The organism is Stenotrophomonas sp. 704A1, assembly GCF_030549525.1.
Classification (GTDB): Bacteria; Pseudomonadota; Gammaproteobacteria; order Xanthomonadales; family Xanthomonadaceae; genus Stenotrophomonas; species Stenotrophomonas tuberculopleuritidis.
Genome location: NZ_CP130831.1, coordinates 1,928,450 through 1,949,259, shown reverse-complemented (window position 1 = coordinate 1,949,259; position 20,810 = coordinate 1,928,450). Strand labels below are relative to the sequence as shown.

At 65.2% G+C, this 20,810-nt stretch carries 34 protein-coding genes and 1 tRNA gene; 18 read left to right on the top strand and 17 right to left on the bottom strand.

Features of this window, described 5'->3' with window-relative positions:
* Positions 1-3: 3 nt before the first annotated feature.
* The 12 genes from Q5Z10_RS09325 to Q5Z10_RS09270 all read right to left on the bottom strand — a co-directional run bounded on the left by Q5Z10_RS09325 (position 4) and on the right by Q5Z10_RS09270 (position 7,680).
* Complete coding sequence (locus Q5Z10_RS09325; RefSeq protein ID WP_303638805.1) at positions 4-1,785, bottom strand: anti-CBASS protein Acb1 family protein; 1,782 nt, start codon at positions 1,783-1,785, stop codon at positions 4-6.
* Positions 1,785-3,314, bottom strand: a complete 1,530-nt coding sequence (gene terL / locus Q5Z10_RS09320; RefSeq protein WP_303638804.1) for a phage terminase large subunit — start codon at positions 3,312-3,314, stop codon at positions 1,785-1,787. The genes Q5Z10_RS09325 and terL overlap by 1 nt, the downstream gene beginning before the upstream one ends.
* Positions 3,229-3,711: a terminase small subunit gene (locus Q5Z10_RS09315; protein WP_303638803.1), complete on the bottom strand. Its 483-nt coding sequence runs from the start codon at positions 3,709-3,711 to the stop codon at positions 3,229-3,231. The genes terL and Q5Z10_RS09315 overlap by 86 nt, the downstream gene beginning before the upstream one ends.
* Positions 3,712-3,978: 267 nt before the next feature.
* Complete coding sequence (locus Q5Z10_RS09310) at positions 3,979-4,506, bottom strand: hypothetical protein (RefSeq protein WP_303638802.1); 528 nt, start codon at positions 4,504-4,506, stop codon at positions 3,979-3,981.
* A gap of 1 nt (position 4,507) precedes the next feature.
* A complete protein-coding gene (locus Q5Z10_RS09305; RefSeq protein WP_010480605.1) occupies positions 4,508-4,723 on the bottom strand; it encodes a hypothetical protein in 216 nt (71 codons plus the stop codon).
* Positions 4,720-5,049 carry a hypothetical protein gene (locus Q5Z10_RS09300; RefSeq protein WP_303638801.1) on the bottom strand — a complete coding sequence of 110 codons (330 nt, stop codon included), beginning with the start codon at positions 5,047-5,049 and terminating at the stop codon, positions 4,720-4,722. Before Q5Z10_RS09300 ends, Q5Z10_RS09305 begins: the two co-directional genes overlap by 4 nt.
* Positions 5,046-5,561: a glycoside hydrolase family 19 protein gene (locus tag Q5Z10_RS09295; protein WP_303638800.1), complete on the bottom strand. Its 516-nt coding sequence runs from the start codon at positions 5,559-5,561 to the stop codon at positions 5,046-5,048. Before Q5Z10_RS09295 ends, Q5Z10_RS09300 begins: the two co-directional genes overlap by 4 nt.
* 320 nt (positions 5,562-5,881) lie before the next feature.
* Complete coding sequence (locus tag Q5Z10_RS09290) at positions 5,882-6,058, bottom strand: hypothetical protein (protein WP_303638799.1); 177 nt, start codon at positions 6,056-6,058, stop codon at positions 5,882-5,884.
* Between the two features lie 15 nt (positions 6,059-6,073).
* Positions 6,074-6,607 (bottom strand): hypothetical protein, encoded by a 534-nt coding sequence (locus Q5Z10_RS09285; protein WP_303638798.1) that lies wholly within the window; start codon positions 6,605-6,607, stop codon positions 6,074-6,076.
* Complete coding sequence (locus Q5Z10_RS09280) at positions 6,594-6,809, bottom strand: hypothetical protein (protein ID WP_303638797.1); 216 nt, start codon at positions 6,807-6,809, stop codon at positions 6,594-6,596. Before Q5Z10_RS09280 ends, Q5Z10_RS09285 begins: the two co-directional genes overlap by 14 nt.
* A complete protein-coding gene (locus Q5Z10_RS09275) occupies positions 6,806-7,315 on the bottom strand; it encodes a RuvC family protein (protein WP_303638796.1) in 510 nt (169 codons plus the stop codon). The genes Q5Z10_RS09280 and Q5Z10_RS09275 overlap by 4 nt, the downstream gene beginning before the upstream one ends.
* On the bottom strand, positions 7,297-7,680 hold the full coding sequence (locus tag Q5Z10_RS09270) for a Ref family recombination enhancement nuclease (protein ID WP_303638795.1): 384 nt from the start codon (positions 7,678-7,680) through the stop codon (positions 7,297-7,299). The genes Q5Z10_RS09275 and Q5Z10_RS09270 overlap by 19 nt, the downstream gene beginning before the upstream one ends.
* Positions 7,681-7,712: 32 nt before the next feature.
* Here Q5Z10_RS09270 and Q5Z10_RS09265 point away from each other — a divergent pair, with 32 nt between their 5' ends.
* The gene (locus Q5Z10_RS09265; protein WP_303638794.1) at positions 7,713-8,405 is read left to right on the top strand and encodes a hypothetical protein; all 693 of its coding nucleotides are present in this window, start codon (positions 7,713-7,715) and stop codon (positions 8,403-8,405) included.
* Between the two features lie 5 nt (positions 8,406-8,410).
* Here the strand turns inward: Q5Z10_RS09265 and Q5Z10_RS09260 are convergent, their stop codons facing one another.
* From Q5Z10_RS09260 to Q5Z10_RS09245, 4 genes are all read right to left on the bottom strand, one after another.
* Positions 8,411-9,040 carry a hypothetical protein gene (locus Q5Z10_RS09260; protein ID WP_303638793.1) on the bottom strand — a complete coding sequence of 210 codons (630 nt, stop codon included), beginning with the start codon at positions 9,038-9,040 and terminating at the stop codon, positions 8,411-8,413.
* Positions 9,037-10,521, bottom strand: coding sequence for a replicative DNA helicase (gene dnaB / locus Q5Z10_RS09255; RefSeq protein ID WP_303638792.1), 1,485 nt, complete (start codon positions 10,519-10,521; stop codon positions 9,037-9,039). The genes Q5Z10_RS09260 and dnaB overlap by 4 nt, the downstream gene beginning before the upstream one ends.
* Positions 10,518-11,345: a helix-turn-helix domain-containing protein gene (locus Q5Z10_RS09250; RefSeq protein ID WP_303638791.1), complete on the bottom strand. Its 828-nt coding sequence runs from the start codon at positions 11,343-11,345 to the stop codon at positions 10,518-10,520. The genes dnaB and Q5Z10_RS09250 overlap by 4 nt, the downstream gene beginning before the upstream one ends.
* 175 nt (positions 11,346-11,520) lie before the next feature.
* Positions 11,521-11,964: a phage regulatory CII family protein gene (locus Q5Z10_RS09245; RefSeq protein WP_303638790.1), complete on the bottom strand. Its 444-nt coding sequence runs from the start codon at positions 11,962-11,964 to the stop codon at positions 11,521-11,523.
* 54 nt (positions 11,965-12,018) lie between these two features.
* On the opposite strand from Q5Z10_RS09245, the gene Q5Z10_RS09240 reads away from it, so the two are divergent.
* From Q5Z10_RS09240 to Q5Z10_RS09165, 16 genes are all read left to right on the top strand, one after another.
* Positions 12,019-12,360 (top strand): hypothetical protein, encoded by a 342-nt coding sequence (locus Q5Z10_RS09240; RefSeq protein ID WP_303638789.1) that lies wholly within the window; start codon positions 12,019-12,021, stop codon positions 12,358-12,360.
* A gap of 48 nt (positions 12,361-12,408) precedes the next feature.
* On the top strand, positions 12,409-13,119 hold the full coding sequence (locus Q5Z10_RS09235; RefSeq protein WP_303638788.1) for a S24 family peptidase: 711 nt from the start codon (positions 12,409-12,411) through the stop codon (positions 13,117-13,119).
* Between the two features lie 20 nt (positions 13,120-13,139).
* Positions 13,140-13,820: a hypothetical protein gene (locus Q5Z10_RS09230; protein WP_303638787.1), complete on the top strand. Its 681-nt coding sequence runs from the start codon at positions 13,140-13,142 to the stop codon at positions 13,818-13,820.
* Between the two features lie 355 nt (positions 13,821-14,175).
* Positions 14,176-14,517, top strand: coding sequence for a hypothetical protein (locus Q5Z10_RS09225; protein ID WP_303638786.1), 342 nt, complete (start codon positions 14,176-14,178; stop codon positions 14,515-14,517).
* The gene (locus Q5Z10_RS09220; protein WP_303638785.1) at positions 14,514-14,750 is read left to right on the top strand and encodes a hypothetical protein; all 237 of its coding nucleotides are present in this window, start codon (positions 14,514-14,516) and stop codon (positions 14,748-14,750) included. Before Q5Z10_RS09225 ends, Q5Z10_RS09220 begins: the two co-directional genes overlap by 4 nt.
* On the top strand, positions 14,747-14,953 hold the full coding sequence (locus Q5Z10_RS09215; protein WP_303638784.1) for a hypothetical protein: 207 nt from the start codon (positions 14,747-14,749) through the stop codon (positions 14,951-14,953). The genes Q5Z10_RS09220 and Q5Z10_RS09215 overlap by 4 nt, the downstream gene beginning before the upstream one ends.
* Positions 14,950-15,105, top strand: a complete 156-nt coding sequence (locus Q5Z10_RS09210) for a hypothetical protein (RefSeq protein WP_303638783.1) — start codon at positions 14,950-14,952, stop codon at positions 15,103-15,105. The genes Q5Z10_RS09215 and Q5Z10_RS09210 overlap by 4 nt, the downstream gene beginning before the upstream one ends.
* Positions 15,102-15,359, top strand: a complete 258-nt coding sequence (locus tag Q5Z10_RS09205) for a hypothetical protein (RefSeq protein WP_303638782.1) — start codon at positions 15,102-15,104, stop codon at positions 15,357-15,359. Before Q5Z10_RS09210 ends, Q5Z10_RS09205 begins: the two co-directional genes overlap by 4 nt.
* 39 nt (positions 15,360-15,398) lie before the next feature.
* The gene (locus Q5Z10_RS09200; protein ID WP_303638781.1) at positions 15,399-15,920 is read left to right on the top strand and encodes a hypothetical protein; all 522 of its coding nucleotides are present in this window, start codon (positions 15,399-15,401) and stop codon (positions 15,918-15,920) included.
* Positions 15,921-16,006: 86 nt separating this feature from the next.
* Positions 16,007-16,300, top strand: coding sequence for a KTSC domain-containing protein (locus Q5Z10_RS09195; protein ID WP_303638780.1), 294 nt, complete (start codon positions 16,007-16,009; stop codon positions 16,298-16,300).
* Between the two features lie 131 nt (positions 16,301-16,431).
* Positions 16,432-16,520, top strand: a tRNA-Lys gene (locus Q5Z10_RS09190).
* Positions 16,521-16,561: 41 nt separating this feature from the next.
* Positions 16,562-17,410, top strand: coding sequence for a recombinase family protein (locus Q5Z10_RS09185; RefSeq protein WP_303638779.1), 849 nt, complete (start codon positions 16,562-16,564; stop codon positions 17,408-17,410).
* Between the two features lie 2 nt (positions 17,411-17,412).
* Entirely contained in the window at positions 17,413-19,170 is a 1,758-nt protein-coding gene (locus Q5Z10_RS09180; protein ID WP_303638778.1) for a YqaJ viral recombinase family protein, read from the top strand.
* Positions 19,170-19,460, top strand: a complete 291-nt coding sequence (locus Q5Z10_RS09175; RefSeq protein WP_164242555.1) for a hypothetical protein — start codon at positions 19,170-19,172, stop codon at positions 19,458-19,460. Before Q5Z10_RS09180 ends, Q5Z10_RS09175 begins: the two co-directional genes overlap by 1 nt.
* Entirely contained in the window at positions 19,457-19,678 is a 222-nt protein-coding gene (locus Q5Z10_RS09170; protein WP_303638777.1) for a hypothetical protein, read from the top strand. Before Q5Z10_RS09175 ends, Q5Z10_RS09170 begins: the two co-directional genes overlap by 4 nt.
* Positions 19,675-19,932 carry a CREC-EF hand family protein gene (locus Q5Z10_RS09165; RefSeq protein ID WP_303638776.1) on the top strand — a complete coding sequence of 86 codons (258 nt, stop codon included), beginning with the start codon at positions 19,675-19,677 and terminating at the stop codon, positions 19,930-19,932. Before Q5Z10_RS09170 ends, Q5Z10_RS09165 begins: the two co-directional genes overlap by 4 nt.
* Positions 19,933-19,940: 8 nt before the next feature.
* Here Q5Z10_RS09165 and Q5Z10_RS09160 read toward each other — a convergent pair whose 3' ends face one another.
* Entirely contained in the window at positions 19,941-20,582 is a 642-nt protein-coding gene (locus Q5Z10_RS09160) for a hypothetical protein (RefSeq protein ID WP_303638775.1), read from the bottom strand.
* Between the two features lie 74 nt (positions 20,583-20,656).
* On the opposite strand from Q5Z10_RS09160, the gene Q5Z10_RS09155 reads away from it, so the two are divergent.
* Entirely contained in the window at positions 20,657-20,797 is a 141-nt protein-coding gene (locus tag Q5Z10_RS09155) for a hypothetical protein (RefSeq protein WP_303638774.1), read from the top strand.
* The last annotated feature ends 13 nt before the right edge of the window (positions 20,798-20,810 follow it).

The following is a 20,810-nucleotide window of genomic DNA, read 5'->3' as shown; positions in this document are numbered from 1 at the left end:
GATTCAGTCCTCTCGAATTTCTTCGAAGATTTCCGGGCCCAGCACGATGCGGCCGCGGTAGGGCTCGACCTTCGACAGGTCGACAGTCGCCTTCGTCAGGCTGATGTGCGGGGTGTAATCCGGGTAATCGTGCGACCCACCCGCGCGGATGATGCTTTCGTGCCGCCAGCACAGCTGCGCCGACGCGAACAGGATCACCGCCGACATACCACCCAACGGCTCAACCGCGCGCGGGCCGCCCTCGGGGATGGCCAGCTCGTCCTTGCCGCCGTTGCTCCACTCGTTGGCGTTGCCGGCCTTGATCCAGTCGAAGGCCTGGCGCGAGTAGGCGACGGTGACATGCAGGTCATGCTGCAGCTCTCCGATGCCCTGCTCCTTCGCCCAAGCCGCGATCTCGTCGGCATTCACTACCTTGCGGCTGACATACAGCGAACGGGGCTGGGCGTCCTTCACCGGCGTTGCAGCGGCGCGCTGCTCGTCGTCGTCCTGTTCGTCGCTCTGCGGGGTGGCTTCGCCGTACTTCAGCATCTCGGCTTCCAGGCCCGGTGCGACGCCGGCTTCAGTCAGCATGTTCACCGCCACCGTGGACATCACCTCATCCGGTAGCAGCCGCGTTTCGGAGATGGTCTTGATGGTCTCTGCAGTGGTCTTGCCAATTCCCGCGCGTTCGTTGTCAGTGGTCTGCCACAGGCTGCGCCAGTTGTAGAACACCTCGGCCGGCCGGCTACCGAGCGCCGAGCGGATCAGGCACTCGTCCAGAACCTGCAGCGCCGGCTGCAGCACCAGCTCCTGGTTACTGCTGATGCGGTCGTAGTAGTTCCGCAGGTCACTCTCGCCGCTGGCGTTCAGACCACCAGGCGACTGGCCCAGCAGGCGGGTCATCGGGATGTCCGAAGCACCCGACACCAGCTGCATGAAGCCCATCAGCAGGTCGACCAGGCCGCCGAACTGGAGCTGCTTCTGATCGTAGTTTTCCTCGGCGTCCATCACCAAGGTGCCGTTGATCCCCTTGGCCATCGCAGCCAGCTGCAGCCGATTGAGGACCTTTTCCTCGTAGCCCGGATCGGCCAGCTGCGCCATGAAGTTCGGAATCTTGATCACATCGACCTTCGCTTCGAACACCAGAGAGGCGATGTTCGCAGCGCTGGCGTCGGCGTCCTTGATCGCCTTGCTGATCGCCAACAGGACCGAGTCGCCCCAACCGTTGCTGGTGTCCAGTTCCGGGTCGGGCCTCACCGCGCCCTGCAGAATCACCAGCCGTGATGGATGGATCTGCAACTGCCCGGCGGTGCCGCTGCTCAGGGTGTAGAACGCAGGTCGACCATAGCCCGGCGACTCGGGATCGCGGTCCAACTCACCCGCCTGGAGCACGCGCTTCGACAGCACGTTCAGATGACGGATGCCGGCCTTGCCCAAGGACTCAGGCTTCAGCGGCAGCATCGGATCGGAGTGACCGGTACCGATGTAGAGCGCGGCTCCGCCGGTGAGGCGCGCACGGATCAGTGCTTCCAGCAGCTTCTGCTGCAGGCCCAGCCGCTTTTCCTCACCCTCGATCGCGGTGATGTTCGCCTGATCGGCGCTCCAACCGCGCCACTTCCGGCAGCTGTCCATCGCCGGGATGTCGATCACCTTCCGCGCCAGCCAGGTGCCGCGGTAGGCGTTGTCTGCCTCCTGCTCCGACAGGGTCGGAATGCCGTAGAACGTCGAGGCCGCCTTGTCGCGCGGCGTACCCAGGTTGGCCACCAGATTGACCAGCCCGTCTTTGATTTGTGCGAGCTTGCCCATCAGAGCGCGTTCCCCAGGTTGTAGGTGCTGCCGGTGACCAGCTCAGCGAAAGCGCCCGAAAGCGCGTCCACCTGGTCGTCGTGCTTTGCGTTGGGGAATTCGGCGATCTCATCCAAGAACGCCGCCACCCACGGGCCATTCACCAGCTTGATGTTTCCGGCCTCGGCCTGAGCTTCAACCGGCGTTGCGCGGACCTCCTTGGATCCGGACTCCAGCGCGGCCTTCACGTCCCAGCCGGCCAGCAGCTTCACCTGGTGCGCGGCATTGCTTTTGCCGGCGGCGCCAGGGTCCTGCGGGATCCGAACCTTGATGGTTCGGCCGTCCTGCAGGGCTGTGTTCTTCAGCATCTTCTCGACGCCCGCCGGCGACTGCCGGTCCCGGACGATGTCCAGCACGTAGTAGACGCCGCCGACCTCGCCCAACAGCAGCCCCACGGTGTAGTCGGGATCGCCTTTCGTCTTCTGCTGCTTCGGATCCGTCGCAGCGAAGTCCCATCGCCGGACCTTCCGCGCCGCCAGGATCGCCGGCGCGGCCTCTACCACTTCGAACCATTCCCGCTTGAACTTGCCACCGTCGCGCGGGGTTGGCCGTTGCTGCTGCTGGCCGGCTACCGCGTAGCTGCCCAGGATCTTCTTATCGCGCTCGACCACCGCGCGGGGGAAGCGCTCAGGGAACAGCAGCTCGCCATCCTCAGTGCGCGGATCCTCGAACCCGATAGACGTCCGGCAGCGGCGCTCTGGCTCGAACTCCATCGGCAGCATCAGGTGCTCATACCCGAGACCGAGGTCCAGGATCTGCCCCGACACGTCCTTTTCGTGCAGGCGCTGCATGATCACCACGATTGCAGACGTGGCCGGGTTGTTCAGTCGGGTGGGCACCGACTCGCGGAAGATGCGGGTCGTTGTCGCGCGCTCCGCCGGGCTCTCCGCCGTCTCCGTCGAGTGCGGATCATCGATGATGACCCGGTCGCCGCGGCCACCGGTCAGGCTGGCAAACGCCATGCCCTCGCGGTTTCCCATCTTCGAATTGGCGAAGGACATCTCGCCCGACCGGTTCAGCTCGATCTCCGGCCAGAGACTGCTGAACCACTCCGACTGCACCAGGTCGCGCATGCGCCGGCTGTCGCGCTTGACGAACTTCTCCGCATAGGAGGTCGTCAGGTAGCGCATCGACGGCAGGCCCCGCGGGCCCCATTCCCATGCCGGCCAGAACACGCTGGCCACCAGCGATTTCATGGTGCCCGGCGGAATGTTGATCAGCAGCCGGGTGATCTGTCCGTCGGTGATCGCTTCCAGGTGCTGGCACAGGACATCGATGTGCCAGCCGTGCACGTACGGCTGTGCCGGCTCCAGAACCGGCCATGCCTCACGGATGAAGCCAGCCAGTGTGGTGCAGCGCTGCCTGATCGCCTCGCCATCGCGGGCAAGGCGCTCGCGCTCGGCGTCAGCCGCCCTCCTCGCCCGCTCCGCCCGGATCTCCGCCAGCGTCGGCAACCGGACCGAGGATCTGTTCAAGGCGGTCGAGTTCATGGTCTGAAAGCTTGCTCAGGTCGTAGGTGCCGATCGCGCCGCTGTGCTTGTGCTTCTCCACCAGCAGGCCGGCCAGCTTCCCCTTGCCCATCGTGGCGGTGACCGCCGCGCTGGCCTGTTTCTCCTTCAGCGCCAGCTTCCGGGCCTGCTCCAGCTCGGCCATCAGGCTGTCGACGGTCACCTCGGCTTTCTTGGCCACCTTCTGCTGGCCGGCGCGCACCGCAGCCTGGATGCGCGGCTCGCTCAGGAGCCGGGAACCCTGCTGCTTCGCCGTCCTGTCGCTATACCCAGCGCGGATGGCCGCCTGGGTGCCGTTGTGGTCCTGCAGGTATTCCTGGACGAACCGCTGCTGCTTTGGGGTCAGCGGCGGCATCCGTGCTGGTTTGGTCTTGGCCATAGTCGGGGCGGAAATTCCGCAAGTGGAATGGCGGTGGGGCCTCGCCGACGATGCACGCGCCGGCGGAAATCGCGGAAGTGGAGCAGCCAGCAAGGGCGAGACACCCTATGAATCAGCGCTCACCGTTTCGGTACACGTACACCCGAAAGGCGGACCGAACCTGATTCGGTACCTATATAACTCACAAGAGGAAACAGCCCCACCATGGAAACCATGATCTCCCCTGAACTCGTCAAAGCCATCATCAGCTCGGCCATTCCGCCTCTACTACAGGCCATCATTCGTAGCGTTCGGAGGCGAAACGCCTCTGGCAGGTGTGCCGCCCGCACCAGCGTTACGGTCAGCGTCAATCACGGCTTGGCAGGCGCGGACGTGGTCGTCCGCGTCTCGTCCGATTTGAACAAGAGCTCCCGCGACCTCTGCTCGTAGTTGGGCTGCCTGGTCACGTTCGACGGCGCCGGCGGCGGCTTGGGACAGGCGAGCGGTATTGCAGGTGGCGAGGTCGTCGCGCAGCTGGAGGCTGCCATCACGCACACCAGCAGCAACAGCAGCAGGGACGGCCGTGGCCGCAGTCCGGTCTTCTTCATGCTTGGCTCCGATGGTGGCCAGCGCCTCGGCCTGGCTGTGTTCGACGACACGGGTCTCGGTGAGCTGCTGGACCTGGCCAGCGCTGGTACTGGCGTGCTGCAGGGCTTCCCCTGTCTCGGCGCGGTCGCCGCGCCAGGCCCAGCCGGCACTGAACATGCAAGCGGACCAGGCAACGAACGCCAGCAGGTAGATGGCGATTCGGTTCACGTCAGGCCCCCGGACCCTTGCGGGTCATGCCGAAGAAGTAGCCGATGACCATGCCGGTGGCGTTGTTCAGGCCACCGATCAGCATGCCGAAGGAATCCTTGTTCTCCGGCGGGATGGCCACCGCGATCAGGGCCGCCATGGCCATGCCAACCAGGAACAACACCAGCACGGCGATGCCCACGCGCGCGGCGCCAACGTTTCGGGTCGCGAAGGTCATGCGGCACCTGCCAGTGAGTGAATTTCCTCCAGCGCCCAGTGATAGAGCGGCTGGTCGATGATGGTCACGCGGGTGAGGCGCTTGCCGCGCACCACCTTCACCGCCACCTGGGTCGACTGCTGGACCGCCAGCAGCACGAACGCAATGCGCTGCTTGGTGGGGTCCGGCTCCTGCAGCACCGCCAGCGCGTCGCTCACCATCTCGCGGATGGCCAGCAACAATTCGGCGGTTGGATTCTTGGCCTTCTGGTTCTCCAGCACCACCAGCACGCCCTGCAGCTGGTTCACTGGCGACAGCTTCGCGGCCTTCTTCTTGGCGGCCGTCATGCGAGGCGGAACAGCTTCTTGGCCTGGGCCAGTCGGCGCTTTCGATCTTCCAGCCCGTTGGTGCCGCCGTTGATGCGCCGAGTCACCGCCACGACGTCGTCGCGGTCAGCTAGGGCGTTCAGGCCCTTGCGCTTCCAGAACCACCCGGCCGCCGAAACCGCCCAGGGCAGCTGTGCAACCAATTCGGGGCTGCGCACGAACAGGTCACCCTGCCCCATGGCGTTGCTGAAGGTCGCGTAGTTCTCGCGCCCGGTCAGCTGGATGAGCCCCCGGCCTTTGAAGCGCATGCCGTCGCCCGGCTGCACGTTGCCCAGATCGGCTCTGCCTTCGTAGGCGCGGCCCGAGGCGTACTCGGTCGCCGTGCGGAAGCCATCGGATTCGTGCGCGACCTGTGCCAGGAAGTGGGCCTTCTGCAGTGCGGTCACGATGCCGAACTGGATGCAGCCGTCTTCCAGGGCCTGCGCATACTGGCCGGCGCCCATGGCGGCAGCTACGGTTTCGGTGCTCACCATGGTGTCTCCGGAATAGGTGCCCGCCCCTCGACCGGCTTCGCTGCACGGTGTGGTTGGTCCGGGGGGCTGCGGGCGTAGAGGGCCGATCACCACCGCTGCCTAGGCGCTGCCCGGCCTCCAAGGACCGTGCGCAGACCGCCCGCCTGCGTTGACGCCAGCCCCAATCGCCTCACGGCGAGCGGAGGGGGTTTCGGCGCGGTGGTTGATCGGTGTTCTGGGTCCCGGAAACGCAGAAGCCCCAGCGCAGGGCCGGGGCTTCAGGGACAATTCTTGACAGTTGCAGAATTAGGGCATTCGATTGTGCAACTTGTCAAGAGAAATCATTCGGCATTTCGCGCTTTGCGTGCCTTGGACTCATCGTGCATTGCCTCACCGACGGCTTTGAGCAGAGCCTTGTATTGCGTGCCCAGCCAATCACCATTGGGTACGCCCGACTGCCGGTGGGCCGCAGCGGCGACCATGATGTCCCGAGCGATTTCTTCTGCAGATGCTGCCATGCTGTAACCCCTGATTTACGCGGCGATCCTGCCGCCCATGAAGTCTACCCCGCGTTGCAGCTCCCGGCGGTACTGCCAGACCGAGAGCGTGCCGCCGTACTGCTCGGCCACCATCCGAGCCTTCACCGCCTGACTGGCCGACACGGTGAACTCGGTGCGCACGATCAGCGCCCGCACCGGGTGCCGCCTCTCCATCGAAGCCAGCGCCCGGTCGATCCAGCGCAGTTCATCGGGCACCCCTACATCCACAGCGATCTCCGGGTTGTCGTGAGGATGGTCAGCATCGTTGGAAGCACGAATGGGATCGGCGGCCCACAGCGGCACGATGCGCAGGCCTTGCACCCCACTACCAGCAGCCATCAGCCGGCGGCGGTCAGTTCCATCGCGGCCGACGAGGTCCTGAAGGGCCCGTTCCCTGGTGAGAGGTGCATGGTCGCGGACCTTGTCCAGCACGTGCACGCTGCGGTCGGCGCGGCTCAGGGCAAAGCGATTCACCTGGGCGTGGCCCCAGCGGCGCAGTTCTTCGGTCAGCGGATCAGTGTTGCGCATCGCGCATGCCCTCCAGTACGGCGTCATCGAATCGGAAAACCGGCAGCTTGCTGTCGGTGTCGCAGGTGCCGGCCCGATCGGGCCAGCCCTTGCAATGGAAGCCCGCGGTGCCGGCGGCGCGGAACTGGCAGACCGAGCATCGGCCGTGCTTCTGCACGTAGGACCGGTACCGCTTCTGCATGCGCAGTTCGGCGCCGGTCATGCGGCGACCTGGCCCATGGCCAGCTGGTGCTCAGCCCAGAGCCCGATGAGGAGCGCGTCGGCCCGGCCGTTGTCCTTCTTCCGCTGCAGCTGCACCGCGGCGGCCGGGAAGCGCTGGATGGCAAGCAGCCGGGCGGCGTCCTTGTTCTGGCCAATCAGGCCGAAGCGGCGCTTCCACACGGCTGGGATGGCACGCAGGTAGGGCACCCCCATCACCTGCAGCACCGCGCGGACCTGGCCGTAGCTGTCGCCGAAGCGGAATGCGCTGGTCCCGCCGTCGCCGGGCCGCGCACCAACCTTCTCCAGCGCTGCCTGCAGCTCGGCGCCAGGATGAGCCTCGCGCTGGGCACGGATGAAGGTCGCAACTGCGCGGGCGTCGACCTCCTTCCAGCCGTCCACCTCGCGGGTGGGCATATCGAGGATCGGGCCGGGCTCGCCGTCGATCAGGGTGGCCACCGCCCCGGACAAGCCAGGGTCGATGCCAAAGGTCAGGCGGCGGGTCGCCATGATGTCTTCTCCAGGTACTGTTCAATCAGGGTGTTCTGCAGGTCCAGCAGGTATTCGTCGGTGCCGATCTCCTGCCGGAACCGGCGCGGTTCGCGGGCGTAGCTGGGGCCATAGCGGTCTGCACAGGCCGAATGGCTGAGGCCGGCCATCGGCTCACCGACGTGGTGCCAAGGACACAGCCCGAGGGTGCAATCGTGGCCGCGCCGCTTCTGCCCATGCTTGCCGCCAACCAGAAGATGGTGCACTTGGCAGGGCATGAAACCGTAGCCGAGGGCGCCGCAGACGATGCAGCCGATCTCGGTGATGGCGTCCATCCGCTGCTGCTGAGCCAAGGTCGGCTTGCCGGTGGAACGTCCGCGCCTCATGCTCTGCCCTCCATTCTCAGATTCCGCACGCCATGGAAGACAGTCAGCAAAGGGAAAAAGCGAAGACCAGGAGTCCCGCAGACGCGCTCGTACCCCTGGCCTTGGCGCTTTGCATGGGGGTCTTCACTGGTGCAATGGTTTTTGGGACCGAGGAAGCGGCGCGCGTTGTTTTCAACAAGGATGTACTGATTGCGTTTGCCGCCGCGGCCGGCACGTGGGCGGTTGGAATCGGAGCCTGGCACTACGCAAAGCAGGCTCATCTTCTTCGAGAGCAGGAGGTGAGAAGGGCCGAGAGTGATGAGCTGCTCAGGTCCGCTGCAGCGTTCAACAGACTCCGTGGAGCAGCGGTAGCTTCGATGATCCCCTATCAGGTGCTTACTGCTGAGGATGCTCGGCTCGACGAGGCAACTGCTCTTGAAGCCTACCGACTGTGCATCGCTGCAGCGCGGGCCGCCCCTAGCCCACAGCATTTTCTGGATGGGCCGGCCGCAAGCATGGACCAATACCTGATCCATGCTCTGCCGCACACAGCGTTGATCTCGATATTTGTAACCATGGCGGAGACAGTCTTCCCTGAAGACGAGCGCACTAGACTGCCCATGCCCCCGTGGCTTCACAGGGAGGTCAACGCGATTATCGAAGCGGCAAAGGTTCTCGCAGACAGCGGTGAGGAACTCGCTGCACTTCTGGACGAAAATCGCAAATTGCTCCAACGGATGGAGTGAACAGGTCATGCTGCCCTCCCCTGCAGCCTGCCATGGACCATTCGCCAGTAGTCCGCGCGTACGTCGTCCAGCATGACCTGCGCGTAGTGGTCACCGATCCAGGCAGTGATGCCCTTGAAGAAGGCGGCGAAGTCCTCCTCCTCCATCGAATCGAAGGCCAGGGACTGGGCCACCTTCACCGGGATGGTCCGAATCTCCGGCAGCACCGCCGCCAGCACCTTTCGCGCGCCCGCGCCCAGAACCGTCTCTGCGGCATCCAGCAGCGCCTTCACCACCGGGCTGGCGTCCATCTCCACCATCTCGCAGCAGATCCCCGACTCCAGCTGCACCTGCTTCAGCGCGGCATGCGCGTCCAGGTCGCGGAACGCCTCAACGTTGTCGACCAGCAGGTGACCGATGACGTGAGCCAGGCGATGGAACGCGGCATTGCGCGACGCCTTGATCTCCAGCCGGTACTCATGGCCAACGCGGTAGCCACGGTCCTTGGCCAGCCTGCGATCGATGTCGTTGCTCGGGGCGAACGCGCCGATTTCCTCGCCCGTGGCCGGATCGACCAGGCGCAGGCAAAGGGCGTAGATGGGCCGGCTGGCCCGCTTCGCGCGGATCTTGCGCGCAGCTGCTGTCATCGCGGTCATGCGTCATCTCCTGCGGCCATGTCGCGGCGGCTGCGCCGGCGGCGGCCGGGCGACGGGACATCGAAGTCGTCGTCGCCACCGCCAGCAGTGGCCACGCCCTTGAGGCTGTAGTTCGGCCGGGGGCCGCTGTAGTCATCGAAGGCACTGCACTGCAGCCTGTGCTGCAGGTAGCAGGTGCCGGTCTCGCCCTGGCGGTTCTTGGCCACGATCAGTTCGGAGATCCCTGGGGCACCGCAGGCGTCCTTGCTGTAGTAGTCGTCGCGGTACAGGAAGGCGATCACGTCGGCGTCCTGCTCAATGGCACCGGATTCGCGAAGGTCGGCCATGCTCGGGCGCTTGTCGGTCTTGCTCTCCACGCCGCGGTTGAGCTGCGACAGCGCCATGACCGGGCAGTGCAGCTCCTTGGCCAGACCCTTCAGCCGGCGCGAGATGTACGACACCTCCTCGTTCCGGTTATCCGACTTGGCCTTACCTGTCAGTAGCTGCAGGTAGTCCACGACGATCAGGCCCAGGCCGCCGGGCACCTTGGCGTGCATGCGGGATGCACGCGCTGCCAAGGCATCAACCGACAGCGCGCCGCAGTCATCGATGGCCAGCGGCAGCGACTGGATGTAATTTCGGGCCTGCGAGAGCCGTGCCCACTCGTCATTGTCCAGCGCGCCCTTCTCGCGCATGCGGTTGAGGTCGACGCCTGCGTGCGCGGCCATGAGGCGCAGGCTCCACTGGGAAGCGGACATCTCCAGGCTGAAGGCGGCGACGTTCCTGCCGCCGGCAGCCGCGTCCTCGGCCCAGTTCAGGGCGTGGGCGGTCTTGCCCATGGCCGGGCGTGCGCCCAGCACCATCAGGTCGGTAGGCTCCAGATACGGGATCTTCCGGCGCACGCTGTTCCACTTCGGCACTAGGCCCTGCGTGCCCTCTCCGTGGAAGCGCGCTTCCATTTCGTCCCAGGCTTTCTGGACGCCGCTGCGCACCATCACCAGACCGCCGCTGCCGCTCGACTTCACGGTCAGGCTGGCCAGCTTCGTCGCCGAGGCGGACACGACCTCCTCCGCCTCGTCGTCGCTGGCGCTGTAGGCGCTGTCGGCGATGTCGGTGGTGGCCTCGATCAGCTGCCGCAGCAGCGCCTTGTTGCGCACGATCTCGGCATAGGCGCGCACGTTTGCCGCGGAGGGCGTGCTGCCTGCCAGGTCGTAGACGGTGGCCACCAGCTCCTGCGCGCCGATCTCGACGTTGGCCGTGATCCAGTCGCCCACGGTCACCACGTCCACCTCGCGCTTCAGGTCGGCCACGCCGCAGATGCCCTGGTAGATCAGCTGGTTCTCGCGGCGGTAGAAGTCCTCCGGCGCCAGCTGGTCGCGGACCTGAGCCAGCGATTCGCCCACCAGCAGCAGCGCGCCGAGGACCGACTGCTCGGCCGGCACGGAATGCGGCGGCACACGCAGCTGGGCGACGTTGTCCAGATAGACGGGCACGGCACTCATGCGGCTTTTTCCTGCTGAAGCTGCTGCTCCTGCCGATCACGTTCGCGCTCGGCGTCACGCTCCCGCTTGACCTGCACTCCAGCGGTCGTCAGCTCGCAGCCGCCAGCAGGGGAACACCACCACAGCCTGAGCCAATTCCGGCGGATGGCATCGCGGAAGTGGGCGCGCCAGTCCCGCTTTTGCGTGCCACTGTCGCGGTGTCTGATCGCAAACTCGCGCCAGGCCAGCGCCACGAAGTCGCGCGGAATGCCGGCGTCTTCAGCGAAGTCGAAGATCGGGTCGTCAGCGCGGATCATCCGCTCGCCCGCTGCCCGGCAGGCCTCCACGAACTGCGGGAACGTGATCAGCTCGCGCTTCAGTCGCTTCGCCCTCGGCTTCGCACCGGGCTTCGATTTGGAATCCAAGTCGTCGCCCCCCTTGGGGGGTATGGGGGGTTCTTGTGTTCCTTGGGGTGTTAAAGGTGGGGTGTTAGGGTCGCCCTGTGCGACTAGGGGTGGTCGTTCTGTGCGACTACCCTGGTCGTCCTCCGCGACCACCGGAAAGGCGATCTGGTACGTGTTCGAGTCAGCTTCGAGTCGACCAGACGCACCAGCAATCCGGATCCGGCTTTTCTTCTTCAACCACCCCTGCGAGACCGCGATATCCACGTGGCGAATCACGGTCGCACGGTTCAGCGAAGCCCCGGCCGCGATGGTGCGATACGACGGGAATGCGCCATCGCCGTGCTGGTTCATGTACGTGCCGATCACCAGCAGCACCAGCTTGGTCGAGCCCTCCAGCTCGGACTTCGTGACAGCGGACTGCCAGGAGAACTGAATGCTCATGCCCCCTCCTTCAACAGCTGCTGACAGCCAGCGATGTGCCAGATGGAACGGACGGCGATGAGGGCTTTCTCTGTTGCGTTCACAGGGTATCCACCATTGGTAGGGGATAGAAAAGCTATGCCCTTTCGGCGCCGGCGACGCCTGCTAACTGCCGCGATCTGAGCCGGGGTTACGCTCATACCCCACCCCGCTCCGCCGCTGCCTCAGCGTGCTGGCTCACTTCCAGCAGCTTGACGATCACCTGCATGACGCCGCGCGTGATTCGATCGGACTCGTTGCCGCTGATTCGGTCGTCCGCCATCGCGTCCGCCACCAGTTCGGCCAGATCACCCTTGGCTGCCTGAGCGGCAAGCATGGCAGTGATGATCGTGCCGCCCTTCGGGGCGTTACTCGCCTGCAGCACGAACCCGTGCGTCGCAGCAAGCGCATGGAGGATCCGGTAATCACCGGTGCGCGCCATAAGCGCATCCGCCTCCTGCAGGCTCAGCAGGTTGCGGTCGGTATTCGGGTTGACCTTGCCGCGCAAGGTCGCGGCGGACATGCCCATCCTGGGCGCCAGGGCCTCGCTGCCGCCCGGGTACTGGTGGACGGTGTCGTAGGCGGCATCGGTGACATTCATGGGCGGTATTCTCGATTGGAGACGGGGCGGCGACTGCGGCGCACCATCAGCGCCATGGACGAAATCAACTCAGGGAAGAAAGGCGCCCCTCTCCTGCGCCAGGCCCGCGGTCACCACACGCACGGGAAAGCCGGAGAGGGGCATAGATCACGGTCAGGCAGCCTGGTCGTGCTGCTCGGGATCGTTCGCCGGCGGTTGCCGGAAGTCACCGAACAGGTCGGGACGGAGCGCCCTCGCCTGCCATTGCCGGCCTTCTGGCAGCAAGTCGTCATCAGGCCATTGCGAAACCGCACCGGCCGTCACTCCGAAGAAGCGAGCCACGTCAGCGTCTTTGCCGCCGAGGGCTTCCCGTACTGCGCGTTTAGTCATGTCCATGGACGCAGTGTAGTTCGCTAAACGTCTTCGTACAAGCACACTAAACGCACTAGCCGTTAAGCTCACTAAATGAGAGACACATTCGCCGCCCGCATGGCTCTAGCTGTACGTGAGTCCGGCCGCTCACTCCAAGAGATTGCCACCCTCGCCGGCACCACCAAGGGCCAGGTGAGTCAGTGGCAAACCGAGGGGAAGGTGCAGCCCGAGAACATCAAGGCCCACGTTGTTGAGAGCATCTGCTCCACGCTAGCTGTTCGGCCGCGCTGGCTCCTGTATGGTGAGCTGCCTATGCGTGGAGAGGCGGCAACGCGACCGGCAGTCTCCCCGCCTGAGATTCCCCCCGGGTATGTTCGCTTCCACATGATGGAAGGTCAGGCATCCGGCGGAGGTGGCGTAGTGAATCAAGACTTCCCTGCAGTACTTCGCGAGGTTGATATCGCTGAGTGGCAGGTGCGAAGCCAGATCGGATTTCTTCCAGAGGAAGGTCGCATTCAACTCATCACAGTGCATGGGGATTCCATGTACCCGGATATCCGAACGGGTGATGTGATGATGGTCGACACCGCCCGCAATTACTTCGACGGCGACGGCGTTTACCTGATAAATCTCAACGGCTACACCATGGTGAAACGATTGCAAATGCTGCCTAATGGATTGCACATCGTAAGCACCAACACAAAGTACCAAAGCGCGGTGTTACCCACGGACGAGATCGACACGCTTCACGTCGCTGGACGCGTTGTCGGCGGTGCCATCATGCGGCGCGGCGAAGAATTTTAACCAGGGGGGAAATGGAAGTCATGAAACGAGTTGGATGTTTGACGCTTATCTTCTTCTTGGCTGCGTGCAGCAAGGGAGAGCCGACAGGCACATCTGAAATACCTTCAAAACCGGAAGGTAAGACGGAGGTCGCCACGAAGGAGCCCAAGAAAACGTACTCGGGACCTTTTGGCACAGAGATGGGTATTTCGGCAGATGCGTTGCAGAAGGCAATTGGTGCGTCACCTGAGCACCGGGATGACTACTTCTACATGTACCGATCTGCGCCAAATCCTCATCCAGGCTTCAGTCAGTACGCGTACGTCGTCTCTAGCACGCATGGGCTCTGCAAGCTCTCTGCCTACAGTGATGTCAGTACAAACCGCTATGGCATGGAACTGAGAAGCAAATTTGAAGAACTCAGGGATGCGCTCGCCACCAAGTATGGGACGCCTACTGATGGCATGGACAGAGTCATGCGTGGGTCAATTTGGAATGATCCAGAAGATTTCATGATGGCGCTTTCCAAGGGAGAGCGGCACCTTAACTCCATATGGTCTGCATCTAAGCTCGAGCTCCCCAATGACCTCGCCACGATCCTCATTGAGGCGAGTGCGGACAACGGAGTGAGCGGGATAGGACAGATCAGGGTGGCTTACGAGTACAAGAACTTCGAGCAATGTGCTGAAGAGTTCAAGAAGAAAGAGAACTCCGCTCTTTAAGCCAGCTGCGTTTCTTGCTGGCATTTGCTCCTGAGCATTCGAAGAGACCCCGCACATGTGGGGTCTTTTTTTTTGGCCAGATGTTCAACCCGTTGAAGTCAGCAACCGGCCGTGCTGCCAGCCTTGCCCCCGGAGAATCAAGAGGTGCGATGCCAGCATTGCGTTGTGGTCAGTCTGGCATCGGGCAATACGACAACCGCCTAAGGGCAGCTCAACTACCATGCATCCGGCTCGCCGCGGTAGGGGTACCGAACTAGCCGTTTAGCCCGTTGGTTTAGCGCACTTGACAGGATCCGTTTAGCCCCCTAATCTCGCCTCAGTCGACCAGCACCGTGCTGGACCGCCGGAGCCCGAGATGGACCACACCGCCCTCAATTCAGCTTCCCACCGCGCCCAGGCAACCTGGGAGAACCGTGAGGACCCGCGCATCGCCGCTGAGGCTGCCGTCGACAGCACGGCGCTGGAGGCCCTTCGCGCCGCCCCGACCATGCTGGAGCAGACGTTCGGCTGCCAGTCGCCTGCCTTCTGGGCCAAGGCTGCCCGCCTTCTCGATTCCTGCCAAGACGCTGCCTTCGCGGCCCTGATCCGCGATGCCCGCGACGCCTACGTCAACGAGGAAGTCGAGGACGTAGCCGACGACAAGGGTCTGTCCGCCAATGGCGCCATCGACCATCTGCTGGCACAGGTCGCGGCATGAGCGCCGCCGTTCTCCAGATCCTCGACGACGAAATCGAGGTGATCAGCCGAAGCCTCTCCCGCCACCGCAGCCGTGCTGACCGTACCGCCGCGCGGAAGGGCGAGCGCGACATCCACGCCGACCGGGTCTGCGATTGGGCGGAGTACCGCCGCGACCGGTTGCGCGCCGCACGGGCCGAGATTGCCTGCCTCATCGCCAGCCACCAGCACGCACCCGAAGGAGCAACCGCATGAACACCAACGTTCGCCAGATCCGCGAGTTCCAGGCCGTGCGCGACGCGATCGACTGCACTGGCCTGAGTCCGGCGCCGCTGTTCCGCCGCCTCAACGCCGAGCAGCGCCGCGGCAACCGTGGCCTGGCTGTCGTCAACAACGCACTGCAGCTGCGCCGCCAATTCCGCGACGAGTTCAGCACTCCGCCGCCGGAGGCCGCATGAGCGACGACACCTCCCGGTTCGAGGATCTGCTGAAGGCGGAGACCATCCGCATGTCGGTCGAGTTCATGGCCTACGGCGCGGTGTTAGGCCTCATCGTCGGCGCCGCCTCCGTGCTGATTTTCCAGGATACGTTGAAGGCGGTGATGTCGTGAGCCGCCGCCTCGCCTACATCCTCGCGCCGGTGCTGATGTGGGGACAGATCTGCGGCTTCGCCGCCGCCTGCGTGCTGCTGGCCGTGGTGCACGGCAGCTACCTGTTGCTGCTGACGGCCGGTGCGGTACTGACCGCAGCTGCCTACCAGACCTCTCGGGAATGGCTCCGCGCCGAGAAGGCGCTGGCCCAGCGCCGCAGAAGCATCCAGTCCCCGACCTCCGCCACGCCGGTTCCGGCGGAAGACCTGCAGTAACCCACTGCCGGCCCGGCCGGCTCAACCGACGAGGTCCACATGTTCCACCTGAAGAACAACCCGGCGGCCGTCTCCAACGTGAACCTGCGCATCGAGAAGCACGGCGATGAGCGGCACCTGGCGGTCGATCTGTCCATCACCACCAGCACCAGCAACCTGGTGCTGGACCACTTCGACAAGGAACTGCGCAAGGCCCTGTTCCGCAAGCCGGGCAAGGGCGAGCAGCAGTCGCTGCCGACCATCGGCGACCACTTGACCGAGATCAAGATCCCGAGCCTGGAGCCCATCAAGGTGGGCCACGAATTCAAGGGCTTCGAGCTGCAGATCGACGGTGAGCTCGACAACACGCAGCCGATCTTCCTGGTGGACGTGAAGCTCAAGAAGTTCGTCATCGCCCCGAAGGAGGGCGGTAGCGTCGAGCTGACCTTCAAGGCGTCGGCCAGCGTCACCCCCGACGAAGTAGCCGAGCTGACCGAAGCGCTGATCCGCGAAAACGTGGTCCTGACCCTGCAGCCCGGCCAGGCCAACGACGCCACGCAGCAGGAAGACCTCGCTGCCTGATCCGCCTGCCCTGCGCCTCCCCCTGTGGCGCAGGGCTGACAGCCCGGAAAGCACGGCCACCTCTCTACCCGCCCAGGAGAACACCTATGACCCGCACCATGCCGGAACGGAATCACATCGCGCTGTTCGACGTGCAGTCGAGCCAGATCCACAGCATCGGCCACGACGCAGGCTCCAACACCCTCGCGATCCGGTTTACCAGGGGCTATGGCGACAAGCGCGGCCCCGGCTCGCTCTATCACTACGCCAACTTCAGCGCCGAGGAGTTCCAGGCGTTCAAGGGCGCCGACTCCCTCGGCAAGCACTTCGGCGCGTACATCAAGCCGTTCCCGCAGAAGTACCCGTACCACAAGGTCGCCGAGCAGCAGCAGGCCGCCTGACCGAACCCAGGCGGCGGGGCTGCTGCAGCAGCGGGCCGCGCGGGAGACGTAACCCGCCCCAGCGAAAGCTCATGGGTCAACGAGTGGTGCGGATGCAACGCCGCTGACAGCCGGGAAAGACCGGCAACCACACCGCTGCAGCTCTCGGTAGAGCACCGGGTACTTAACCCGGAGGTTCGGGGACGACGGTCCCTCGGTTCGACTCCCGACAGCGGTACCAATTCCCAGAACGCCGGCGATGCCGGCCGGAGATCCATGAACATGAGCGTTTCCGCCACCCAGCACCAGCCGCAGACCGCCATCGCGGCGCAGCCGCGCCAGCAGTTCGACCTCAGCCCGCAGACTTTCGAGCAGGCCCTGACGTTCTGCGACTACCTCGCCGACAGCGACCTGGTCCCGAAGGACTTCAAGGGAAAGCCGGCCAACTGCCTCATCGCCATCCAGTGGGGCGCCGAGCTTGGCCTGAAGCCGCTGCAGGCACTCCAGAACCTGGCCATCATCAACGGCCGGCCCGCGCTGTGGGGCGACGCCGTCATCGCCTTGGTGCGCAGCTCTCCGCTGTGCGAGTACATCACCGAGGGCGACGACGGTAGCGCGGCCGTGTGCCGGGTGAAGCGCCGCGGCGAGTCCGAGGAGGTTCGTACCTTCAGCATGGACGACGCCAAGGTGGCCGGCCTGCTGGGTAAGAGCGGCCCGTGGACGCAGTACCCGAAGCGTATGCGCCAGATGCGCGCCCGCGCCTTCGCTCTGCGCGACGTCTTCCCGGACGTCCTGCGCGGCATGCCCATTGCCGAGGAAATCATGGATGTGCCGCAGGCAGGCGCTGCCAGCGGCGAGCCGGCGCGTGCCGCCATCGAGGGTCAGGCCGACAAGCAGCTGCCGCTGTACTCCGAAGCCGACTTCGTGGCGAACCTGCCGAAGTGGTGGGACATCATCGCCAGCGGCAAGAAGTCGGCCGATGACCTGATCGCCATGCTGCAGACGAAGGCTCGCTTCACCGCTGACCAGCTGCAGGAGATCCGCAACCTGCCGAAGGACGAGGCGGATGCCGGCGAGCCGCAGAGCGATGCCGCTGCCGGCGGCCTGACCCAGACCGCGGTGGAGGGCTGAGCATGCGCACCGTGAACCTGATCCAGGGCACCCCGGAATGGCATGCCCACCGCGCCAGCCACTTCAACGCCAGTGATGCGCCGGCGATGATGGGCTGCAGCCCGTACAAGACCCGCAGCCAGCTGCTGCGCGAGTTCGCCACCGGCGCAGCCATCGAGCACGACGCGGCCACGTTGCAGCGCTTCGCCGACGGTCACCGCTTCGAAGACCTGGCCCGGCCGCTGGCCGAGCGCCTCATCGGCGAGGAGCTGTATCCCTGCGTGGGCGTAGACGGCAAGTTCTCGGCCAGCTTCGACGGCCTGACCCTGCTGGAGGACAAGGCCTTTGAGCACAAGTCGCTCAACGACGACCTGCGTCTGGCCATGCCGCTGGACGGCGGCGACGCCTGCCTGCCGCTGCACTACCAGGTGCAGATGGAACACCACGCCATGGTCAGCGGCGCCGAGCGCGTGCTGTTCATGGCATCGAAGTGGAACGGCGACGAGCTGGTTGAGGAGCGTCACTGCTGGTACATCCCGAACCCCGAGCTGCGCGCCAAGATCGTGGCCGGCTGGGCCCAGTTCGATGCTGACGTGATGGCCTATGACCCGGCGCCGGCGGCTGAGCCGGTGGCCGCTGGCCGCGCGCCGGACCAGATGCCGGCCCTGCGCATCGAAGTGACCGGCATGGTCACCGCGTCGAATCTGGCCGAGTGGAAGGAACAGGCCATCGCCGTGTTCCAAGGCATCAGCACCGAGCTGGTCAGCGACCAGGACTTCGCGGATGCCGAGAAGACGGTGAAGTGGTGCGGCGATATCGAGGAGCAGCTGAAGGCCGCCAAGCAGCATGCCCTGAGCCAGACCCAGAGCATCGACCTGCTGTTCAAGACCATCGACGCCATCGCCGATGAAGCCCGCTCCAAGCGCCTGGCGCTGGAGAAGCGCGTCAAGACCCGCAAGGACGAGCGCCGCACCGAGATCGGCAATGCCGCCCGCCGCGCAGTGCAGCAGCACGTGCTGGCCATCAACGAGAGCCTGGGCGAGCACGCTATCCCCATGCCTGCGACGTTGATCGCAGATATCAGCGATGCCATGAAGGGCAAGCGCTCGTTCGCCAGCATGCAGGAGGCGGTGGACGCGGTTGCTGCGAACGCCAAGGTCGACGCCAGCCAGTCGGCCGAGCGCATCCGCGCCAACATCCGCGTCATGGAGATGGAGGTGGGCACGCATGCCGCCCTGTTCCCGGACCGGGTGCAGCTGTGCTCCACGAAGGCGGCAGAGGATCTGCGCAACCTGATGGCCGCGCGCATCTCCCAGCACCAGCAGGCCGAGCAGGAGCGCTTGGACGCCGAGCGCGAGAGGATCCGTAAGGAGGAGGAGGCCCGCGCCCAGAAGAAGGCAGCTGACGATGCAGCTGCTGCTGCAGCTGAGCAGGCCGCCCAGGCAGCTCAAGCGGAACAGCCGGCAGCGACCGAGCAGCAGACCGGGCCGGTGGCAGCCGCCCCGGCAGCGGCGCCGGTGCGCGCCGCTCCGACGGCAGTGGCCAGCGCCCCGGCACCGGCCGCCGCACCGCGCGAGGTGGTCAAGATCAAGCTGGGCGACATCAACGCGCGCATCGCGCCGCTCTCGATCACTGCCGATGGGCTGGCCCTGCTGGGGTTCAAGCCGATCAACGCCACCGGCGCGGCCAAGCTGTACGACCAGGCGCAGTTCCCGGACATGTGCCGGGCCATGATCGACGGCCTGCAGGACGCGGTCAACAGCTACCCGCTGGCCGCCTGATGGAACTCTGGCGCACCAGCGAACTGCGGGTTCTGCGCCAGATGGAGGGCCGCGACGCGATGACCGTCGCGGCTGCCCTCGGGCGCTCGCCCCGCGCGGTCCAGGACATGGCCCGCTGCCAAGGAATGCCGGTACCGCGCCAGCCTCACGGCCGGTACTGGCCGGTCACCACCAAACGCCGCGCCCGGCAGCTCCGGGCCAGCGGCAACACCGTCAACCAGATCAGCGCCGCGCTTGGTGTTCCGTTCGGGACAGTGCGCCGCTGGGTCTACGAAGGAGCAGCAGCATGACCAGCATCCACGTCAAGCCCGTCTTCAGTGGCGCCACCGATCGCGAGAAGGAGCAGGACCGGCAGAAGCTGGCCAGCGACATGGCGCGCTTCGCCGCCGCTGGCGGACAGGTCCAGGTCCTGGGCACCAGCGGCATCGACAAGAGCACGATCAGCCGCCGGCAGGTGGTCGAAGGTGGCCACGGTCGCCGCGCCGCGAAGAAGGGAGCGCAGGCATGAGCCGCCACATCGCGCGCCGCGCGCCGAAGGAGACCTTGGGTTTCGCCTGGGGCCGGTTCCCGACCACGGACGGCAGCGCCGTCACCTGGCGCCTGTACCGGCGCGACCACCGCCGTGCGCTGCACATGCACGCGGAGACCTTCTTTGCCCATGAAGACCGCGCCGTGATCGCCAGCCGCCTGTGCCGCGCGCGCCGCTACCTGCGCGACAAGGTGGACGACGTCGACCTGATGGCGATGGGGGTTGCGGCGTGAGCACTCCCCTACCGCTCTTCCGGCTCGTCTGGACCGAAATTCTCGTCAGGCGCGACCCCGACAAACTCTCGAAACTCGGCAGCAAACTGTTCGCTTATTCCGTGCAGCCATTCCAGCTGCCCAAGCAGAAGCTGGAAGTCCGCGTACTCGCCTGCGTACCGCCACCTAGGATTTACGCCACTAGGCTTGACCACCCGATCGCGAATCTTTCGAACCAACTCCCCGAGGGTTCGACTGCCACCGATCAGGGTGGCCAGGTCTGCCCCAATGCTGTCCGGCAGGTTGTGGATTCGGTCCTCGACGCGCTCTGCCCCAGGCAGCAGAGCACGCTCTGCCTCATCGAGAGCACGGGTCATCGCGCCGCCATCGAGTATCTGTCGGTTTTGCAAGTCAATGCCAGCGTCGAGATCTCTGACCATCACGGCCATCCGCGCAGGCAATGCCGTGACCTCGTACAGCAGGATCCTGCCAATGATTCGCGCGTTCTCCTCGCGCAGCTTCACTGCCTCGCCATGCTGTTGAGCAGCGATTTTCGTCGCCTCCTCCGCAATAGCAGCCGCTCGCTTAGACGTTCGGTTTGCCAGTACCGCGACCCCGATGGTACCGCCGGCCGCCAGTGCGCCCACCACAACCGCAGCCCAGTCGGCCACGTTCCCCCAATCGACTGCGAGCGGGCATATCGCCATCGCACTTCCTCCCTGTCCATGTTGGAGCCGATTCTGCCATGACCTACATCCATCCGAACGACCGGGTCTACGCGCTAGAGCGCGCTCTGGCCGCCGCTGTCGCCCTGGGCGAGGACCGCAAGGTGCAGGACGACCTGCGCGAGATCCTCGCGGAAGCCCGCCGCGAGGCCCGGGGGTGAGCGGCCTGGTGCT

What these genes read in the sequence shown, in the direction of transcription:
- Q5Z10_RS09285 (WP_303638798.1), bottom strand. Translation starts at nt 6,607, where the DNA reads ATGCGCAACACTGATCCGCTGACCGAAGAACTGCGCCGCTGGGGCCAC.
- Q5Z10_RS09225 (WP_303638786.1), top strand. Translation starts at nt 14,176, where the DNA reads ATGGACCACACCGCCCTCAATTCAGCTTCCCACCGCGCCCAGGCAACC.
- Q5Z10_RS09270 (WP_303638795.1), bottom strand. Translation starts at nt 7,680, where the DNA reads ATGAGGCGCGGACGTTCCACCGGCAAGCCGACCTTGGCTCAGCAGCAG.
- Q5Z10_RS09245 (WP_303638790.1), bottom strand. Translation starts at nt 11,964, where the DNA reads ATGAATGTCACCGATGCCGCCTACGACACCGTCCACCAGTACCCGGGC.
- Q5Z10_RS09315 (WP_303638803.1), bottom strand. Translation starts at nt 3,711, where the DNA reads ATGGCCAAGACCAAACCAGCACGGATGCCGCCGCTGACCCCAAAGCAG.
- Q5Z10_RS09275 (WP_303638796.1), bottom strand. Translation starts at nt 7,315, where the DNA reads ATGGCGACCCGCCGCCTGACCTTTGGCATCGACCCTGGCTTGTCCGGG.
- Q5Z10_RS09195 (WP_303638780.1), top strand. Translation starts at nt 16,007, where the DNA reads ATGACCCGCACCATGCCGGAACGGAATCACATCGCGCTGTTCGACGTG.
- Q5Z10_RS09215 (WP_303638784.1), top strand. Translation starts at nt 14,747, where the DNA reads ATGAACACCAACGTTCGCCAGATCCGCGAGTTCCAGGCCGTGCGCGAC.
- Q5Z10_RS09220 (WP_303638785.1), top strand. Translation starts at nt 14,514, where the DNA reads ATGAGCGCCGCCGTTCTCCAGATCCTCGACGACGAAATCGAGGTGATC.
- Q5Z10_RS09175 (WP_164242555.1), top strand. Translation starts at nt 19,170, where the DNA reads ATGGAACTCTGGCGCACCAGCGAACTGCGGGTTCTGCGCCAGATGGAG.
- Q5Z10_RS09280 (WP_303638797.1), bottom strand. Translation starts at nt 6,809, where the DNA reads ATGACCGGCGCCGAACTGCGCATGCAGAAGCGGTACCGGTCCTACGTG.
- Q5Z10_RS09170 (WP_303638777.1), top strand. Translation starts at nt 19,457, where the DNA reads ATGACCAGCATCCACGTCAAGCCCGTCTTCAGTGGCGCCACCGATCGC.
- Q5Z10_RS09295 (WP_303638800.1), bottom strand. Translation starts at nt 5,561, where the DNA reads ATGGTGAGCACCGAAACCGTAGCTGCCGCCATGGGCGCCGGCCAGTAT.
- dnaB (WP_303638792.1), bottom strand. Translation starts at nt 10,521, where the DNA reads ATGAGTGCCGTGCCCGTCTATCTGGACAACGTCGCCCAGCTGCGTGTG.
- Q5Z10_RS09300 (WP_303638801.1), bottom strand. Translation starts at nt 5,049, where the DNA reads ATGACGGCCGCCAAGAAGAAGGCCGCGAAGCTGTCGCCAGTGAACCAG.
- Q5Z10_RS09185 (WP_303638779.1), top strand. Translation starts at nt 16,562, where the DNA reads ATGAGCGTTTCCGCCACCCAGCACCAGCCGCAGACCGCCATCGCGGCG.
- Q5Z10_RS09155 (WP_303638774.1), top strand. Translation starts at nt 20,657, where the DNA reads ATGACCTACATCCATCCGAACGACCGGGTCTACGCGCTAGAGCGCGCT.
- Q5Z10_RS09210 (WP_303638783.1), top strand. Translation starts at nt 14,950, where the DNA reads ATGAGCGACGACACCTCCCGGTTCGAGGATCTGCTGAAGGCGGAGACC.
- Q5Z10_RS09235 (WP_303638788.1), top strand. Translation starts at nt 12,409, where the DNA reads ATGAGAGACACATTCGCCGCCCGCATGGCTCTAGCTGTACGTGAGTCC.
- Q5Z10_RS09180 (WP_303638778.1), top strand. Translation starts at nt 17,413, where the DNA reads ATGCGCACCGTGAACCTGATCCAGGGCACCCCGGAATGGCATGCCCAC.
- Q5Z10_RS09230 (WP_303638787.1), top strand. Translation starts at nt 13,140, where the DNA reads ATGAAACGAGTTGGATGTTTGACGCTTATCTTCTTCTTGGCTGCGTGC.
- terL (WP_303638804.1), bottom strand. Translation starts at nt 3,314, where the DNA reads ATGAACTCGACCGCCTTGAACAGATCCTCGGTCCGGTTGCCGACGCTG.
- Q5Z10_RS09260 (WP_303638793.1), bottom strand. Translation starts at nt 9,040, where the DNA reads ATGACCGCGATGACAGCAGCTGCGCGCAAGATCCGCGCGAAGCGGGCC.
- Q5Z10_RS09305 (WP_010480605.1), bottom strand. Translation starts at nt 4,723, where the DNA reads ATGACCTTCGCGACCCGAAACGTTGGCGCCGCGCGCGTGGGCATCGCC.
- Q5Z10_RS09240 (WP_303638789.1), top strand. Translation starts at nt 12,019, where the DNA reads ATGGACGAAATCAACTCAGGGAAGAAAGGCGCCCCTCTCCTGCGCCAG.
- Q5Z10_RS09265 (WP_303638794.1), top strand. Translation starts at nt 7,713, where the DNA reads ATGGAAGACAGTCAGCAAAGGGAAAAAGCGAAGACCAGGAGTCCCGCA.
- Q5Z10_RS09200 (WP_303638781.1), top strand. Translation starts at nt 15,399, where the DNA reads ATGTTCCACCTGAAGAACAACCCGGCGGCCGTCTCCAACGTGAACCTG.
- Q5Z10_RS09165 (WP_303638776.1), top strand. Translation starts at nt 19,675, where the DNA reads ATGAGCCGCCACATCGCGCGCCGCGCGCCGAAGGAGACCTTGGGTTTC.
- Q5Z10_RS09325 (WP_303638805.1), bottom strand. Translation starts at nt 1,785, where the DNA reads ATGGGCAAGCTCGCACAAATCAAAGACGGGCTGGTCAATCTGGTGGCC.
- Q5Z10_RS09250 (WP_303638791.1), bottom strand. Translation starts at nt 11,345, where the DNA reads ATGAGCATTCAGTTCTCCTGGCAGTCCGCTGTCACGAAGTCCGAGCTG.
- Q5Z10_RS09290 (WP_303638799.1), bottom strand. Translation starts at nt 6,058, where the DNA reads ATGGCAGCATCTGCAGAAGAAATCGCTCGGGACATCATGGTCGCCGCT.